This window comes from Staphylococcus capitis subsp. capitis (assembly GCF_040739495.1).
GTDB lineage: Bacteria > Bacillota > Bacilli > Staphylococcales > Staphylococcaceae > Staphylococcus > Staphylococcus capitis.
Map to the genome: position 1 here is coordinate 1,046,268 of NZ_CP145263.1, position 18,790 is coordinate 1,065,057.

Annotated in this window: 14 protein-coding genes and 1 pseudogene; 11 read left to right on the forward strand and 4 right to left on the reverse strand. The window is 33.2% G+C overall.

Annotated elements, in window-relative coordinates:
* Positions 1-14 precede the first annotated feature (14 nt).
* The 5 genes from murC (at position 15) to ccpA (ending at position 6,017) form a co-directional block, all read left to right on the forward strand.
* The gene (gene murC, locus V6C74_RS05365) at positions 15-1,328 is read left to right on the forward strand and encodes a UDP-N-acetylmuramate--L-alanine ligase (RefSeq protein ID WP_002434715.1); all 1,314 of its coding nucleotides are present in this window, start codon (positions 15-17) and stop codon (positions 1,326-1,328) included.
* A 74-nt stretch (positions 1,329-1,402) separates the two neighbouring features.
* Positions 1,403-1,927, forward strand: coding sequence for a DUF948 domain-containing protein (locus tag V6C74_RS05370; RefSeq protein WP_002453468.1), 525 nt, complete (start codon positions 1,403-1,405; stop codon positions 1,925-1,927).
* Between the two features lie 75 nt (positions 1,928-2,002).
* Positions 2,003-3,385, forward strand: coding sequence for a hypothetical protein (locus V6C74_RS05375; RefSeq protein WP_002453467.1), 1,383 nt, complete (start codon positions 2,003-2,005; stop codon positions 3,383-3,385).
* A 260-nt stretch (positions 3,386-3,645) separates the two neighbouring features.
* The gene (locus V6C74_RS05380; protein WP_002434695.1) at positions 3,646-4,737 is read left to right on the forward strand and encodes a bifunctional 3-deoxy-7-phosphoheptulonate synthase/chorismate mutase; all 1,092 of its coding nucleotides are present in this window, start codon (positions 3,646-3,648) and stop codon (positions 4,735-4,737) included.
* Between the two features lie 290 nt (positions 4,738-5,027).
* Entirely contained in the window at positions 5,028-6,017 is a 990-nt protein-coding gene (gene ccpA, locus V6C74_RS05385) for a catabolite control protein A (protein WP_002453466.1), read from the forward strand.
* Between the two features lie 102 nt (positions 6,018-6,119).
* On the opposite strand, the gene V6C74_RS05390 is transcribed toward ccpA, so the two are convergent.
* Both V6C74_RS05390 and V6C74_RS05395 read right to left on the reverse strand, forming a co-directional pair.
* Positions 6,120-7,292 carry an acetoin utilization protein AcuC gene (locus tag V6C74_RS05390; protein ID WP_070664325.1) on the reverse strand — a complete coding sequence of 391 codons (1,173 nt, stop codon included), beginning with the start codon at positions 7,290-7,292 and terminating at the stop codon, positions 6,120-6,122.
* Between the two features lie 102 nt (positions 7,293-7,394).
* Entirely contained in the window at positions 7,395-8,027 is a 633-nt protein-coding gene (locus V6C74_RS05395; RefSeq protein ID WP_002453464.1) for a GNAT family N-acetyltransferase, read from the reverse strand.
* 173 nt (positions 8,028-8,200) lie between these two features.
* Between V6C74_RS05395 and acsA the strand changes: the two genes are divergently transcribed.
* Both acsA and V6C74_RS05405 read left to right on the forward strand, forming a co-directional pair.
* Positions 8,201-9,916 (forward strand): acetate--CoA ligase, encoded by a 1,716-nt coding sequence (acsA, locus tag V6C74_RS05400; RefSeq protein ID WP_070664323.1) that lies wholly within the window; start codon positions 8,201-8,203, stop codon positions 9,914-9,916.
* A 197-nt stretch (positions 9,917-10,113) separates the two neighbouring features.
* The gene (locus tag V6C74_RS05405; protein ID WP_103175532.1) at positions 10,114-11,781 is read left to right on the forward strand and encodes a formate--tetrahydrofolate ligase; all 1,668 of its coding nucleotides are present in this window, start codon (positions 10,114-10,116) and stop codon (positions 11,779-11,781) included.
* A gap of 77 nt (positions 11,782-11,858) precedes the next feature.
* Here the strand turns inward: V6C74_RS05405 and V6C74_RS05410 are convergent, their stop codons facing one another.
* Positions 11,859-12,773 (reverse strand): transglycosylase domain-containing protein, encoded by a 915-nt coding sequence (locus tag V6C74_RS05410; RefSeq protein WP_002453461.1) that lies wholly within the window; start codon positions 12,771-12,773, stop codon positions 11,859-11,861.
* 455 nt (positions 12,774-13,228) lie between these two features.
* On the opposite strand from V6C74_RS05410, the gene tyrS reads away from it, so the two are divergent.
* The 3 genes and pseudogenes from tyrS to V6C74_RS05425 all read left to right on the forward strand — a co-directional run bounded on the left by tyrS (position 13,229) and on the right by V6C74_RS05425 (position 16,588).
* Positions 13,229-14,491, forward strand: a complete 1,263-nt coding sequence (gene tyrS / locus V6C74_RS05415) for a tyrosine--tRNA ligase (protein WP_002453460.1) — start codon at positions 13,229-13,231, stop codon at positions 14,489-14,491.
* 76 nt (positions 14,492-14,567) lie between these two features.
* Entirely contained in the window at positions 14,568-15,032 is a 465-nt protein-coding gene (locus tag V6C74_RS05420; protein ID WP_016898240.1) for a MarR family transcriptional regulator, read from the forward strand.
* 136 nt (positions 15,033-15,168) lie between these two features.
* Positions 15,169-16,588: pseudogene (locus V6C74_RS05425) on the forward strand (DHA2 family efflux MFS transporter permease subunit).
* Positions 16,589-16,655: 67 nt separating this feature from the next.
* Here the strand turns inward: V6C74_RS05425 and V6C74_RS05430 are convergent.
* On the reverse strand, positions 16,656-17,903 hold the full coding sequence (locus tag V6C74_RS05430; RefSeq protein WP_023350102.1) for a trypsin-like peptidase domain-containing protein: 1,248 nt from the start codon (positions 17,901-17,903) through the stop codon (positions 16,656-16,658).
* 216 nt (positions 17,904-18,119) lie between these two features.
* On the opposite strand from V6C74_RS05430, the gene V6C74_RS05435 reads away from it, so the two are divergent.
* A complete protein-coding gene (locus V6C74_RS05435) occupies positions 18,120-18,743 on the forward strand; it encodes a 1-acyl-sn-glycerol-3-phosphate acyltransferase (RefSeq protein WP_002453456.1) in 624 nt (207 codons plus the stop codon).
* Positions 18,744-18,790: the final 47 nt, after the last annotated feature.

The window sequence follows — 18,790 nt, forward strand, 5'->3', positions numbered from 1 at the left end:
TAAGGAGTATTGAAATGACGCACTATCATTTTGTCGGAATTAAAGGATCCGGCATGAGTTCATTAGCACAAATCATGCATGATCTTGGTCATGAAGTCCAAGGTTCAGACATAGAAAAATACGTATTTACCGAAGTTGCTCTACGTAACAAAGGCATCAAAATTTTACCTTTTGATGTTGAAAATATTAAAGAAGGCATGGTTGTCATTCAGGGTAATGCATTTTCAGACAATCATGAAGAAATAGTTAAAGCTCATGAATTAAAACTTGATGTCATTAAATATCATGACTTCCTAGGTCATGTTATCAATCAATATACATCTGTAGCTGTTACAGGTGCTCACGGTAAAACTTCAACAACTGGTCTATTGTCACATGTTATGAACGGAGATAAAAAGACATCATTCTTAATTGGTGATGGTACTGGCATGGGATTGCCTGGAAGCGATTATTTTGCATTCGAAGCTTGTGAGTACCGTAGACATTTCTTAAGTTATCATCCAGATTATGCGATCATGACGAATATTGATTTTGATCATCCAGATTATTTTAAAAATATTGAAGATGTCTATGATGCTTTCCAAGATATGGCTCATAACGTTAAGAAGGCTATAATTGCATGGGGTGATGATGACTATTTACGAAAATTAGAGGCTGATGTACCAATTTATTATTATGGTTTTAAAGAGACTGATGATATTTATGCTAAAAATATTCAAATCACCGAAAAAGGTACTCAGTTTGATGTTTATACTAACGGGGAATTTTATGATCAGTTCTTATCACCACAATTTGGTGACCATAATATTTTAAATGCGCTTTCAGTTATTGCGATTAGTTATTTAGAAAAGATGAATGTTGACAACATTAAAGATGCATTAGTCACTTTTGGTGGTGTAAAACGTCGCTTTAACGAAACAAAAGTATCTAATCAAGTATTAGTAGACGATTACGCTCACCATCCTAGAGAAATTAGTGCTACAATTGAATCAGCTAGAAAGAAATATCCACAAAAAGAAGTAGTAGCTGTCTTCCAACCTCACACGTTCTCTAGAACTCAAGCTTTTCTAGACGAATTCGCATCTAGTTTAAGTAAAGCAGATCGCGTATTCTTATGTGAAATATTTGGTTCTATTAGAGAAAATACAGGTGAATTAACTATACAAGATTTAATTGAACGTATTGACGGCTCGTCGCTAATAGATGAAAATAGTATTGACATATTAAAAGAATTTGATAACGCAGTCATTTTATTTATGGGCGCTGGTGACATTCAAAAGTTACTTAAAGCTTATTTAGAAAAATTAGGCGTAAAAAATGAGTTTTAATATGTTTATAATAAAACATCATGGGTATTAAATATTAATGACTTTTATTTTATGGTATTTAGGAGGCGTTTTTAATGGATTGGATTTTACCAATTGCAGGAATTATCGCTGCGATAGCGTTCTTAATTTTATGTATCGGTATCGTTGTAGTTTTAATTTCTGTTAAGAAAAATTTAGATTACGTGGCTAAAACACTTGATGGTGTTGAAGGTCAAGTTCAAGGTATTACTCGAGAAACTACTGATTTACTTCATAAAGCAAATCGCTTAACTGAAGATATTCAAGGTAAAGTGGATCGTTTAAATTCTGTTGTAGATGCTGTTAAAGGTATCGGCGACTCAGTTCAAACTTTAAATGGTTCTGTAGACCGAGTAACTAACTCAATTACGCACAATATTTCTCAAAATGAAGATAAAATTTCTCAAGTAGTTCAATGGTCAAATGTGGCAATGGAAATTGCTGACAAATGGCAAAATAGATACTACCGTAGAGGAAGTGCAAACTACAAAGCAAACACTGTAGCTGACGATGCAAATCATAGCTATTCAAATTCAGAATACAATTCTGATCATAGTTACACTACACGTGTTAACAAATAATTAATACGAATGAATTAAATGCACTTAAATGAGGTTTTTACTTATTTAAGTGCTTTTGTTTTAGGAGGAATCGTTATGGAACACTATAACCGCGATAATTTTGAGAGAAATAATACAGGTCGTGATTTATATAACCGTACGTCACGCAATTCATCAAATACGCCTAAACGTAAAGACTTCGTAGTAAGTTTTATTGCTAGTGCAATCGTTAGCTCTGCTTTAGGTCTTTTTTATAAAAATAAAGTATATAAAAAAACAGATGAATTAAGAGATAAAGAACAAGATTTAAGAAATAAAGTACTTAATTATAAAGAACAGGCAGAAAACACCGTTAATTCTGTAAGAGATAGAGTAGAGAACTTCAGAAATCGTTCTAAAGACGGTTTAACTTCTGATGAATTACAAGCACAAAAAGTAGCAATCCAAAGAGAAGTTAGTGACAATAATCTATCAGATCAATCACCTGAGGCTCAAGAAATTCAAGAAGCTAAATTAGAAGCTACTAAAGACGACTTTGAACAACAAAATAAACCATCAGCAAAAGAATTAACAGCCCAGCAAAATGCGATTCAACAAGAATCAAAATTAGCTGACCAGTCACCAGAAGCACAAGAAATACAAGAAGCTAAAGCTGAATCACATAAGGAAGATAGTCAAGAAGCATCACATATCGAAAGTGATAAAAAACCATCAGCTGAAGAAATAGCTATTGCTCAAACAGCTATTAAAAAAGAATCAAGTGATAATGATTTAGCTGATCCTACTACTAAAGAAGGCAAAAATGAAGATGCCCATCAAAAAACGCAAGCAGAAAATTTAGCTACAGCTGCTAAAACAAAAAACGATAAAATCACTAATGACAGCCAAGTTGCTAAAAATACAAATGATCTCACAAGTGAATCAAGTGTACCTAAATCTGCTGACAAAGAGGTACCTAATTTAGTTACAAAGAAAAATGAGAATGACACAGGTTCAAGTGATGGTTCATTTGCAAATCGACTAGCTACAGCTGCAAAAGCAAAAAAATCTAAACTAACTAAAGGATCTAAAGAATCACAGCTCACTGAAGCATTATTAGCTGAACCAGCATTACCTAAAGGTAAGAAAAATAATAATGTACCTAATCTTGTAACTCAAACAACTAAGCAATCAACAAACTCTAAAAAAGGTCAATCTTCTACCTCTAAAGAAGATAAAGTAAATAAATCACAAGAAAGTGCGACATTTGATAAAGGCGTAGTTACCCATGAGAATTCTATTAAAGGTACTCAAAAATCTAATAGTAAAGGTAACAAAACAAACGCAAAATCTAACAAAAAGGCAAATACAAGTAAAAAACAAAGTAATACGCCTAAACAAAACAACAGAACTCAAAAACAACAAAATCAATCAAATAATAATCAACAAAAAGTTGAGAAAGCAAATAGCAAGATTGAAAAACGTACATTCAATGATTAATTAAACTTACAATATATATTTAAGCTGAGGCATTATCATATTGTCTCAGCTTTTTTTATTTTCTAATTCATAATTAAATGTTGAAAAGTTTTCACCAAAATGTATATTGTAGTTGACGTTTTTAGAAAATTTTCTATTTTCTGTAAACATGCGCTTGAACAATAAAAATGAAATTGTTAGAATTAAGTCTAAATACTTTTATTTTATCGCTTTAAAGTAATATACTTTCATACATAACTATATCTTAGAGGTGAGTAGAAATGACTAATAAATTGGAAGAATACAGAGAGGAAATTGTCTCATTAAACTATCAAATTTTAGATTTGTTATCTAAAAGAGGCGAGTTAGCTCAAAAAATTGGAGAAGAAAAAATTAAACAAGGAACTCAAGTATATGATCCTCAACGTGAAAAAGAAATGATTAATGATTTATTGGATCGAAATGAGGGTCCATTTAATGATAATGTAATCAAGCAGTTGTTTAAAGAAATTTTTAAAGCCTCTACTGATTTACAAAAATCTGAAAACGAAAAACATCTATACGTATCACGAAAATTAAAACCTGAAGATACTATTGTGAAATTTGATAATGGTGGCATTATTGGTGATGGTAATAAATCATTTGTATTTGGACCTTGTTCAGTTGAATCACAAGAACAAGTAGATGCTGTTGCTAAAGATTTACAATCTAGAGGAGAAAAATTTATTAGAGGTGGTGCATTTAAACCACGTACATCTCCTTACGATTTCCAAGGACTTGGTGTAGAAGGATTAAAAATCCTTAAAAATGTAAAAGATAAATTTAATCTTAATGTAGTAAGTGAAATTGTAAATCCTAATGACTTTGAAGTAGCAGACGAATATTTAGATGTTTTCCAAATTGGTGCACGTAATATGCAGAACTTTGAACTGTTAAAAGAAGCTGGTCGCACAAACAAACCAATTCTTTTAAAACGAGGTCTATCTGCAACAATTGAAGAGTTTACTTATGCAGCTGAATACATTGCTTCTCAAGGCAACAGAAATATTATTTTATGTGAACGTGGAATACGTACATATGAAAAGGCGACTCGTAATACACTTGATATTTCTGCAGTACCTATTTTAAAACAAGGTACACACTTACCAGTAATGGTTGATGTAACTCATAGTACAGGCAGAAAAGATATCATGCTACCAACTGCAAAAGCAGCATTAGCCGTTGGTGCTGATGGCGTAATGGCTGAAGTTCATCCTGATCCATCAGTTGCATTAAGTGATGCTGGACAACAAATGGATTTGAACGAGTTTAATGATTTTTACAATGAACTTAAACCACTTGCAGATATGTATAATGCTAAAAAGTTAAAATAAACATTTTGCAATCGTTTATACTAAATTGACTACTAAGTTATTCTTTTCTTGAATAATGATGTAGTCTTTTTATTTTTTATTGAATTTAGTTTAAATTAAATTTTCAATTTTTATTTATTTAAATTTTTTAAGCGAAAAGTATATAATATAAATGAATTGCACTTGCTTTTTCTGACAGAAATGTGACAAAAGAACAAAATCATTTCACAATAACCATAAATATGATAAACTTTGAAAATGATATGAAAACACGATATTATAAGCAATGAAACGCTTACAAGGAGGAAATTATGACTGTAACGATTTATGATGTAGCTAGAGAAGCTCGTGTGTCGATGGCAACTGTATCACGCGTAGTTAACGGCAATCAAAACGTAAAACCTGAAACGAGAAACAAAGTCAATGAGGTCATCAAGAAGCTAAATTATAGACCTAACGCAGTTGCACGAGGACTTGCAAGTAAACGTACTACAACTGTAGGTGTGATAATTCCAGATATTTCAAATGTTTATTATTCACAACTCGCGCGAGGTCTTGAGGATATTGCAACAATGTATAAATATCACTCAATCATCTCCAATTCTGATAATGACCCTGAAAAAGAGAAAGAAATCTTTAATAATTTATTAAGTAAACAAGTTGATGGTATTATTTTCCTTGGTGGTACTATTTCAGAAGAAATTAAAGATTTAATTAATCAATCTTCAGTTCCAGTTGTGGTATCAGGAACAAATAGTAAAGATGATCATATTGCATCAGTTAATATTGATTTCAAACAAGCTGCTGAAGAAGCCACTCAACATATGATTGAAAAAGGTGCTAAGAAATTTGCACTTGTAGGTGGCGATTATTCTAAAAAAGCACAAGATGATGTATTACAAGGTTTAACAAAAGTTTTAAATCAACATCATTTAGAACTTGATGAGGCATTACATTTCTCTGGTAAAGAAAGCTATAAAGAGGGAATCAAAGCATTTGAAAAATTACAAAATAATATGCCTGACGCTATTCTTTCAATTAGTGACGAGCAAGCAATTGGTATTTTACACAGCGCATTAGATGCTGGGGTTAATGTACCTGAAGACTTACAAATTTTAAGCTTTAACAACACACGTTTAGTCGAAATGGTACGCCCACAACTATCTAGTGTTATACAACCACTATATGATATCGGTGCAGTAGGCATGAGATTATTGACAAAATATATGAATGAAGAAGAAATTGAAGAACCAAATGTAATTCTTCCTCACAGAATAAAATATCGTGGAACGACTAATTAAAATTATAAATGATTGTTAAGTGAAGAGAAAACGTAAATATAAAATTTAAAAGGGTACTCAATGTTTCAACATGATTCATTGAGCACCCTTTTTAATATATTATTAAATATCGCTATAACGTTCATACCAACTTGCAACCTGTTTAGCAATTCTAAGATTTTTATCAGATATTTCTTTAGTTCTTGGAATATAAGCATAATCATTTAAACGATCTTCCCAGCGTTTTGGTAGTTTGACGGTATTATATAACTTCCATTTATTAATCCAATTTAACGGGAGGTAACCTCGTTGAATAGGCTCCCCTATTAAACTTAAAAAGACGTGACTCCAGGCTCGAGGGACAACTCTCCAAATATTATAACCTCCGCCCCCGAACATTAATACTTTATGATTACAATAGCGTTTTGCTAAATCTTGGATTATATATGGAATAGAATATAGACTATTTAATGTACAGTTCATGTGTGTAAGTGGATCTCTATAATGGATATCTAAACCATGAACGCTTAAAATGATATCAGGCTTAAAAGCTGCAACTAATGGTTCTACAGTTTCTTTAAATACCTCTAGATAAGAGGCATCTTCAGTATAAGGTTCAAGAGGCACATTTACCGTATAACCATATCCTATATCTTCACCACGTTCAGTATAATGACCAGAGCCCGGGAATAAAAATTTTCCTGTCTCATGAATGGAATAAGTCATAATTCTATTGTCTGTATAAAAGCTCCATTGTGTACCATCTCCATGATGTGCATCTGTATCAATAACCATGACGCGTTGATGATATTTTTCAACTAAATACTTTGCAGTAATAGCAACATCATTATAAATGCAAAAGCCATTCGCTCGTCCGGGTAGTGCGTGATGTAAACCACCACCGAGATGGCATCCATTAATAAATGTTCCATCCATGATACAATCCACTAAATTAAGCGCTCCTCCTACAATCCGAGCGCTATGACGATGCATATGTTTAAATTGAAGCGTATCATCACCATTGAGTCCATATTTCTTTGCCTCGTGTTCACTTAATATACCATGTGAAGCGTGCCGAATAGCTTGAATATAATCATATTGATGAATTAATGCGAGTTCTTCATCTGTAGCTATACGTGGTATTACGATATGCTCATCCTTTAAAAAGTTCGCGTCCTTTAACAACTCAGTCGTTAGTTTAAGCCTCATTTGATTGAACGGGTGTTCGTTACTAAAGCGGTATTGTAAGAGATCTTCAGAATAAACATAACCAGTACTTAAATTTTTATTTGGCATGATGCTCCCCCCGTAACAACATTCTCACTATTTTGATTAACTTTATTTGAATGCGAGATATTTAACTATGATACTTTTGAAATTAGATTCTTTTGTAGTATGTCAAAAGAAGAATTTATTTTTATATCTAAGATCGTCAAAAGCTTGTTGTTGTGACAAAGTGATACGTTTGCCAATACGCGCCATTAAACAATTAGCAGGGTGGCTAGTGATTTCAGGATCATCTGTAGCAAAAATTTCTAATCCACCCTTAGACATTAACTTTTGCATCAATTTCTTATACTCGAAAACATCTAGCTGTGCTTGATCCAAATCCCAATGCCAATAATATTCAGTAGTCAATACAATATAATCTTCAAATTCATCCGCAGATAAACTAGTCGCAATAAGCTCGCCACCTAAATGTAAGTGACGGTATGTAGGACTTATCTCTATGGCTCCTAGTTCAATTAAATAGGTCAAATGACCCTCGGACCATCTTTCGAATTCATCAGGATAATGATATGTCACATATCCAACGATATGCTTGTCTTGACGAATGATATAGACACGACCTTCAGGTAGTTCAGTAATCTCTAAAAGTGCTTCATACTGATCCTGAGGTAGGCGGAATGCATTTAGCTGGCCATCTAAAGTAAGCGTTTTCAAAAAAGTGTACGAAATAGGTCCTTCAATGACAAAAGTAGTGTCACTTAGTTTAAGATTCTTAGTTACATAAGTTTTAACATGTCTCACGTTATCATCTCCTTATGCAGGTGACTTAACTTGTTATTAAACTTATTATATATAAAAAGGTTGTACATGAACAATTAAATAGTAATAGAATACAAAGATTTTTGAAAAATGTGAAAATTATATGTATAATTACTTTTAAAGAAAGCGATTTCATAAACAAGGGGGATTTAATTATGAAAGTTGAAGTGTATAAAAGAGAACCAGGGGATTACAATTTAGAGAATTATAATGAAGCTTATCAAAATTTCGATTGGAAAGAGATAGAAAAATCATTTTCTTGGTATGAAACAGGAAAAATGAATATGGCGTATGAATGTATCGATCGTCATGTTGATAACGGAAAAGGGGAAAAAATAGCATTAAATTATAAAGATGAGAAACGTAAAGAATCATACACTTATAGTGATTTAAAAAAGTTATCAAATCAAGCAGCTAATGTTCTTAAAGATAAGGCGGATGTTAAAAAAAGAGATCGTGTTTTTATCTTTATGTCTCGTACACCTGAATTATACTTTGCGTTCTTAGGTATTTTAAAAATTGGTGCGATTGTGGGTCCATTATTTGAAGCGTTCATGGAAAAGGCTGTAGCAGATCGTTTAGCTAATAGTGAAGCTAAAGTAGTCATTACGAATAAAGCATTACTTCCTAGAATTCCGAAAGATAAATTACCTCATTTAGAAACAATCATTGTTGTAGATGATGACGTTGATGGTGAATACATTGATTTTAATAAAGAAATGGGACAAGCTAGCGAGGAATTTAATATTGAGTGGCTAGCGCCAGATGATGGATTAATTCTTCACTATACATCAGGTTCTACAGGACAACCTAAGGGTGTATTGCACGTCCAACAAGCAATGCTATTACATTATATCTCAGGAAAATACGTATTAGATTTAAAAGAAGATGATGTTTATTGGTGCACAGCTGATCCAGGATGGGTAACTGGTACATCTTACGGAGTCTTTGCTCCTTGGTTAAATGGTGTTACGAATTGCATAGCAGGTGGGCGATTCTCACCTGAATCTTGGTATAGCATGTTAGAAGAATTTAAAGTTACGATATGGTATACCGCACCAACAGCACTTCGTATGTTAATGAGTGCTGGAGACGATATCGTTGAAAAATACGATTTATCATCTGTACGGTCAATTTTATCTGTAGGAGAACCACTAAATCCAGAAGTAATAAAATGGGCGAAAGATGTCTATGATAAACGTGTTTTAGATACATGGTGGATGACTGAAACAGGTGGACATATGATTGTAAATTACCCAACTATGGATATTAAACTAGGTTCTATGGGTAAACCACTACCTGGTATTGAGGCAGCAATCATAGATGATGAAGGTAATGAACTCCCACCTAATCGTATGGGTAATTTAGCAATTAAGAAGGGTTGGCCTTCTATGATGCATTCTATTTGGAAAAATCCTGAAAAGTTTAACTCATACTTTATCGGAGATTGGTATGTTTCTGGTGACTCAGCTTATAAAGATGAGGATGGATACTACTGGTTCCAAGGACGAGTTGATGACGTTATTATGACAGCCGGAGAACGTGTTGGACCATTTGAGGTTGAGTCAAAATTAGTAGAACATGAAGCCGTAGCGGAAGCAGGTGTTATTGGTAAACCTGATCCAGTTCGTGGAGAAATTATTAAAACCTTCGTTGCATTAAGACAAGGATATGAACCATCAGATGAGTTAAAAGAAGATATCCGTAAATATGTTAAAGAAGGGTTATCAGCACATGCTGCGCCTAGAGAAATTGAATTTAAAGACAAGTTGCCAAAAACACGTTCAGGTAAAATTATGAGACGTGTGCTTAAAGCTTGGGAATTAGATTTAGATGCAGGTGATTTGAGTACAATGGAGGATTACAATTAATAATTGAGAGCTAAAGTATCAGCTTTAGCTCTCATTTTCAAATAAGTTAAAGTCATTCTTAAGAACGAACATTGATTTGAATAATTCTTGAAATATTCGACAATTGAAATTAAGTCGGTTATCATAAACCATATAAGACGTATCAAGAATAATTAAATATTAATTAATACTACATAATGATCAAGGGGTTGAATTGTTTGGCACATTTATCAGATTTAGAGATTGCAAATCAATCACAATTAAAACCTATTGGAGAAATTGCTGATAAAGCAGGTATATCTGCAGATGCACTTGAACAATATGGACACTATAAAGCTAAAATAGATATTAATCAGATTAAACCTAGAGAGAAAAAAGGTAAAGTTGTATTAGTGACTGCTATGAGTCCTACGCCAGCTGGAGAAGGAAAATCCACAGTTACAGTAGGTTTAGCAGATGCATTTAATGAGTTAAAACAAAACGTGATGGTCGCATTACGTGAACCAGCGCTTGGACCAACTTTTGGTATTAAAGGTGGTGCCACAGGTGGTGGATATGCACAAGTATTACCAATGGAAGATATTAACCTACATTTCAATGGTGATTTTCATGCAATAACAACTGCAAATAATGCATTATCTGCATTTATTGATAACCATCTACATCAAGGTAATGAATTAGGCATTGATCAACGTCGTATCGAGTGGAAACGTGTATTAGATATGAATGATCGTGCACTTCGTTATGTAAATGTTGGATTGGGTGGGCCAACAAATGGTGTTCCAAGAGAAGATGGTTTTAATATTACAGTAGCATCAGAGATAATGGCGATTTTATGCTTAAGTCGTAGTATTAAGGATTTAAAAGAAAAAATTAGTCGTATTACTATCGGTTATACTAGAGATCGTAAACCCGTAACAGTTCAAGATTTAAAAGTAGAAGGGGCACTTGCGTTAATACTTAAAGATGCAATTAAACCCAATTTAGTTCAAACGATAGAAGGTACACCAGCACTTGTGCACGGTGGACCATTTGCTAATATCGCACATGGTTGTAACTCTATATTAGCTACTGAAACAGCTAGGAATTTAGCAGATATCGTTGTTACGGAAGCTGGCTTCGGTTCAGATTTAGGTGCTGAAAAGTTTATCAATATTAAATCACGCGAGGCAGGCTTTGAACCATCAGCGGTAGTGGTAGTTGCAACGATTCGAGCACTAAAAATGCATGGTGGTGTTGCTAAAGATCAACTTAAAGAGGAAAACCTAGAAGCGGTTAAAGCGGGTATTGTAAACCTTGAACGTCACGTTAACAATGTGAAGAAATATGGCCTTGAACCTGTTATCGCTTTAAATGCATTTATACATGATACGGGAGCAGAAACTGAGTTTGTTAAACAATGGGCTCAAGAACAAGGTGTACGCATTGCGTTAACTGAAGTATGGGAAAAAGGCGGTAAAGGTGGAGTTGATTTAGCTCATCACGTACTTGAAGTCATTGATCAGCCTCAAACATTTAAACACTTATATGAATTAGAACAACCACTTGAAAGTAAAATTGAAACAATCGTTAAAGAAATTTATGGTGGTTCAAAAGTTACGTTTAGTTGTAAGGCTCAAAAGCAATTAAAGCAATTTAAAGAAAATGGATGGGACAATTATCCAGTGTGCATGGCTAAAACACAATATTCATTCAGTGATGATCAAACAGCATTAGGTGCTCCAACAGATTTTGAAATTACTATCAGAGAACTAGAAGCAAAAACAGGTGCAGGATTTATTGTAGCGTTAACTGGTGCAATTATGACAATGCCAGGTTTACCTAAGAAACCAGCTGCACTTAATATGGATGTTACTGATGATGGACAAGCGATTGGACTATTCTAATTTTTAAACAATACATTTCTAAAGATAATAAGCACTAGTGATTTTACAAGTCACTAGTGCTTTTTTACTTATTATGACTACGCACCTTGTTGAGGAGGGTGAGTGAGTAAGTGTGATTTAATACGATACTTTTTCGCTTTAATGTATTGGTTTTTTGAAATTTTGCCCTCCACAAGCATACGCTTTAAAACATAACGCTGACGGTGAATACTATAATGTAATATCCGATTACTTTTTAAATTACCTTGGTTATCATACGGAGTATAACCATAAGGACTTTGTAAGAGTCCTACTAAATAAGCGGACTGAGCGATGTTTAAATCTTTGGCAGCTACACCAAATAAGCTATATGAAGCTGATGCTATACCAGTAATATTGGCCCCATTATAATCATGACCAAACGGAACAATATTCAGATAAGTATAAATGATTTCATTTTTAGATAGAAGTTTCTCAAGTCTCATAGCCAAAATAATTTCATTTGCTTTTCTACTATATGTCTTTTTATCTGTTAAAACTTGGTTTTTAATTAGTTGTTGTGTAATCGTACTACCACCTGATGTTTCATTTGCATCAATAATATCTTGAAACATTGCTCTCATTAATGCTTTAGGTAAGATACCATTATGTTTATAGAAGAGAGTATCTTCGGATGAGGTAAGTGCTTTTATTACAATCGGATTTACAGATTTAGGTCCCACAATCAGAGTATTAAGAGAATGATCATATTCTTCTAAAATATGTTTGTTACTATGATTTATTAGTTCATCGCCTGGAAGGTGTAACACTTTCTGCTTTAACTCTTTATCACTAATAGAGGACGCTTCCTTAGTTAAATGATGGAAGTATATCACTAATGCTAAAATCAATGCGATTCCAATTATGGAAAATACAACAAAAATGCCTACACAAATATTTTTGATTTTCTTATAAATACGTTCGAATTGCACATATCTATCCGTTGATTGTGAAATATTCTTATTGTTGTGCATCGTATACCTCCTAAATTTAGGTATAGTATACCATATTCATGAAGTTGACTTTTAAAATAATGTTATCTATAATTAAATTCAATTCAATATGTTTTGGATACGAGGAGAAGTAGCATTTAAGGAAGATTACAGAGAGTTAGTGGTCGCTGCGAACTAGCATTTGCTTATATGTGAATACACCTCTATAAAGTTATTCAACGTTTCATTAATGAACGTCTCATTAATAAAGTTTTTCAAGAGTACATAAACTCTTGTTAAAGTATGGTGGTACCGTGCATAAGCGCCCTTACATGTTAAGATGTAAGGGCTTTTTTTATTTGATTTGTATTAAAAATTTATTTTTGAAAAATAAATTAAATGCAATATCAAATACTTTTTATTAAATTACACACTCACGAGTAACCATTTTCAAAACAAAATAATAACTATAAAAATATTAAGGGAGGATGTTAGCAATGGCTAATGCATTAATTGAAGATTTAAAATGGAGAGGTTTAATATATCAACAAACTGACGAACAAGGTATTGAAGATTTATTAAATAAAGAACAAGTTACTTTATATTGTGGTGCTGACCCTACTGCTGATAGTTTACACATTGGACATTTACTACCATTCCTAACATTAAGACGTTTCCAAGAACATGGTCATCGTCCAATCGTGCTTATCGGTGGCGGTACAGGTATGATTGGTGATCCATCTGGTAAATCAGAAGAACGTGTTTTACAAACTGAAGAACAAGTGGAAGCTAACGTACAAGGATTATCAAAGCAAATGCATCGCTTATTTGAATTTGGTACAGATAAAGGTGCGGTTTTAGTCAACAATAAAGATTGGCTTGGACAAATATCTTTAATTAGCTTTTTACGTGATTATGGTAAACATGTAGGCGTCAACTATATGTTAGGTAAAGATTCCATTCAAACACGTTTAGAACACGGTATTTCTTATACGGAATTCACTTATACTATTTTACAAGCTATCGATTTCGGTCATTTAAATCGTGAATTAAATTGTAAAATTCAAGTTGGTGGCTCAGATCAATGGGGTAACATTACAAGTGGTATCGAATTAATGCGCCGTATGTACGGTCAAACTGAAGCGTTTGGTCTTACAATCCCATTAGTAACTAAATCTGACGGTAAGAAATTTGGTAAATCAGAGTCAGGTGCTGTTTGGCTAGACCCTGAAAAGACAAGCCCATATGAATTCTATCAATTCTGGATTAACCAATCTGATGAAGATGTGATTAAATTCTTAAAATACTTTACTTTCTTAGATAAAGAAGAGATTGATCGTTTAGAACAATCTAAAGAAGAGGCGCCACATCTTCGTGAAGCTCAAAAAGCATTAGCAGAAAACGTAACTAAATTTATTCATGGTGAGGAAGCGCTAAATGATGCGATTAGAATTTCTAAGGCTTTATTTAGCGGTGACTTGAAATCATTAACTGGTAAAGAATTAAAAGAAGGTTTCATAGATGTACCTCAAGTTTCATTATCTTCTGAAACAACGAATATTATTGAAGCGTTAATTGAAACAGGTATTGCTACATCTAAACGACAAGCACGTGAAGATGTTAATAATGGTGCTATCTATATTAATGGCGAACGTCAACAGTCAGTTGATTATGAATTAAGCAATGACGATAAAATTGATAATGAGTTTACAATTATTCGTCGTGGTAAGAAAAAATATTTCATGGTTAATTATCAATAAGTGATGTGTTAAAAAATGACCTCCTAATCATCTCATTGGTTGGGAGGTTTATTTTCAATAATAGGAGGTGCGTAGTGTGAATAAAGAACAATTGATGATGAAAAATTTTCGGGATATCTTTAATAAAATTGCTTGGCTAAACAAAGGAAAAATGGAAGAAGCGCTTAAAGGAAATAAACCAATTGAAGTGCATTGTATTGAAGCAATTGAAGAGCTTAACAAACCTAATGTAAGGCGATTAACAGAAGCATTATTTATGACACGAGGCGCGATAAGTAAACTTACTAAACGTCTTGAGCAAAGAGGCTTAATAGAGAGTTATAAAAATCCTAATAATAAAAAGGAAGTTTATTTTCGGTTGACCGAAGCGGGTCAGCAAATTTACCAAACCCATGAAGAACTTCATAAAGAATTTCAACGTAGGGATCAAGAGGTGTTTGATAATATCACCGAAGACGAATTTAAATCAATGATGCGTTTTGCTGAAAAATATAATGCGCACCTTGATCATGAAATAAAAAAGCAAGGATTATTACATTGAATATGGGGATATTGTAATTTCTTAAATACATTGAAATTGCAGTATCCTAAATTTTTACCGAATTATTGTTGAAAAAGAAACAAAACGAGCGTATATTTTGTTGACGAAGAAACAATTTGAACGAAGGAGAATACAAATGGCAACATCTCATTCTCAATCCAATGGTGTCACTAAAGAGGTAATGACTGCAGCTTGGGCAATTGCTTTAGGCGCCATCGCTCCAATGTTAGATTCAACAATGATAAATATAGCTATTAAACAACTTAATCATACATTTAATAGTTCTCTAGATATTGTTCAGTGGGGAATTACAGGTTACGTATTAGCGCTCGCCATTGCTGTACCATTGTCCGGTTGGTTTATGAATCAGTTTAATGGAAAGAAGGTTTTTTATTTTAGCAATGGCCGCTTTTGGCTTAACTTCTATATTAGCTGGAGTGAGTTGGAATATTATCGTATTTAATATCTTTAGAATTTTACAAGGATTTAGTGCGGGAGTTATCACAACTTTAATGTTTACATTACTTGTGAAAACAGCAGGGCAAGATCATATTGGTAAGGTTATGGCAGTGGTTAGTACGCCCATGATCTTCGGTCCTATATTGGGCCCTGTTCTTGGAGGATTTATTATCCATTTTGCGAGCTGGCGTTGGATATTTTTTATTAATATCTTTATCGTTATCATTGCAATACCATTGATGAATAAATATGTACCTCAATTTGAACCATTTAATAAAGACAGTAAATTAGATGTAATTGGAATATTATTATTATCATTTATGAGTATCAGCATAATCTGTGGTGTGACGAAAGCTTCTGATGATGGTACATTCTTTACTTTGAAACCAATGATATACATTATCATGGGAATACTTTTAACGATTACTTATTGTATTTATAATCGTCTAAGACATTATCATACAGTTCTACCAATCAATTTATTTACACAAAAGAACTATGCTGCGTCATCTATTGGATTGTTTCTTGCCAATATAGGAATTATGGGACCAATGTTAATTATTCCATTATTCTTCCAGAACTTTAAACATTATACTGCTATTGAAGCTTCTTTAGCTTTAATACCTCAAGGTCTAGGTATGTTAATTATAAGACCTTATATTGGAAAAATGATTGACCAAATCGGTGCGAAATATGTAGTCATAGTGAGCATTATTATAGCCATGTTTGGTACAGTGCCATTGATGTTCGTTTCAAATCACACGCATATTGTATGGTTGTCTTTGATACTTTTTATAAGAGGTTGTAGCGTAGGCGGGATAAATCTTGGTCTTACAAGCGATGCTTATCAAGGCATTGACGATAAACAAATTGCCGAAGCGGGTGTAGGGATTAATATGATTGAAAATATTGGTTCTAGTCTAGGTACAGCCATTATCGCAACTGTAATAGCATCCATGTTAACATTCGATCATCCATCAATTTTTCAAAGTTTAAGAGCTTATCATGCAGGTTTCTTAGTCTCAACTATAGCATTGTTACTTATCGTTTTACCTGCGTTATTTCTTACGCATAAATCCAATGAAATTGAATTATAAATACAGAAAAGCCAAGTGACACTATTGTTAATGTCTCTTGGCTTATTTGATTATTAAGGTCAAACAATTATTGCGCAAATTGACTTTGAGATTGTGATGATGAAGTTCGTGTCTGTTCTTTCAATTTCACTTCAATATCTTTAGTCTTGCCATCTCTAATGACTGTTAAGGTAATCGTTTCACCAGGTTTTTTATGTTCGTAAAGATATGATCTTAAATCAGTATCTTCCTTGACTTTCTTACCATCTACTTGAGTAATAATGTCTCCTTTTTTAACATTATTACTATTATCCGCTTTAGCAACATAAACCCCAGAATCCTTTGTTGTATGCAACTCTTTACGATAAGATTCAGGTATTTCACTAAGGTTGATTAATCCTATTCCTATAGAAGGGCGTTCAATTTTACCATGTTTAACGAGTTGTTCAATCGTGACTTTAACCTCATTACTTGGTATAGCAAACCCTATACCTTCTACTTGCTCGGAAGCAATTTTCATAGAATTAATACCCACTAAATTACCGTTGATATCAACTAACGCACCACCAGAGTTACCAGGGTTAATAGCCGCATCAGTTTGTAAAACATTAACTTTAGTATTACCTGCAGATGTATTGGCATCAATAGTTCGTTCACTCGCTGAAATAATTCCCGAAGTAACTGAATTGGCGAACTCTAAACCAAGTGGGTTACCCATTGCGAAGACGCTATCTCCAGTCTGTACTTTAGATGAGTTAGCGAATTTGATAGACTTAATACCTTTAGTGTCCTCAATCTTAAGAACTGCAATATCAGTAAGAGCGTCTTTACCAATTAACTTCGCTTTTACCTGCTTGGAATTATGTAACTGTACTTTAATTTCGGATGCACCATCGACGACATGATTATTCGTAACGATGTAAGCTGAACCATTGCTGATTTGATAGATAACACCAGAACCAATACCTGCTTCTTCAGGTTTTGATGATTTGCCTTTTAGTAAATCATCTAAGCTTGAAGATTTTTGCATATTAATAACTCCAACTATGGCCGGTGACACATCCTTAATCATATCGTGAACCGACTTGTATTTATCACTTTTACCATCAAGTTGGTTACCGCCCTTACTATTTGATACCTCTTGAACAGATGCACCATCATGATTGAGAACAGTATGATTAAGAACCTTTCCTATACCTAATACAAGTAGTGCACCAATAATTCCCGCAATAAGCGCAACTATAATTGTCTTAAACCAAGGAAATTTGGGCTTTTTATTGTATGAAGGACGTTGGTAATTGTCGTGTGACTGATGTTGTTGTGTTTGATCTGACATATGTAACCTCCAAATAATATTCTCTTCTATCTAATTATGTAATTTTTTTAAGAGTTTGGCTAGTAAACGGCTATCAGACTTTAGACGTATTTTGAAAGGTAGTTCAATTTTAAAAATGATAACTTTAATCACGTAAGAGGGACGTCTATTGTTCTCGATTAAGGGAAATGATAAAATTTATATGTTAAAAAACAAAATCAAGAAGCGGGTGACATAATGTACAGCATTATAAGTAAAATTTTAGACGTCATTTTAGTCAAAATGGCTAAATCATTATATGTAATTGGAAAAGAAAATATTCCTAAAGATAGTAAATATGTAGTGACTTGTACACATGAAAGCTATAATGAAGTGATTATGTTAGGTATGGCATTACTACCAAATCAAATTCATTATATGGCTAAAAAAGAATTATTTAGTAATAAATGGGGCGGCAAATTCTTAAGCTCCTTAAATGCATTCCCTGTAGATAGAGAGAATCCTGGTCCAAGCACATTAAAAAGACCTATCAATCTGCTTAAAGAACATAAAACAGTTGGTATCTTCCCAACAGGTCACCGTACTGCTATGGAAGGTGCACCATTAAAACGTGGTGCTGCAACTATAGCAATGTTAGGTAAAGCACCAATTTTACCGGCTGCATACGTAGGTCCTAAAAAAATTCATGGCTTAATTACAGGACAAGCTATGATAAAAATTGGTGAACCAATTGATACAAGTGATATTCCAAAAGATTTAAAACGAAATGAAAAAGTAGAATATCTTACTAAAGAAATAGAAAAACGCACAAATGAATTAAAAAAAGAACTCAATGAGATTGCTAAACGTTTAGAGGACTAATTAAGTAAGTTATAAACGCTTTGTATATGAGAACGTCAATTAACCTA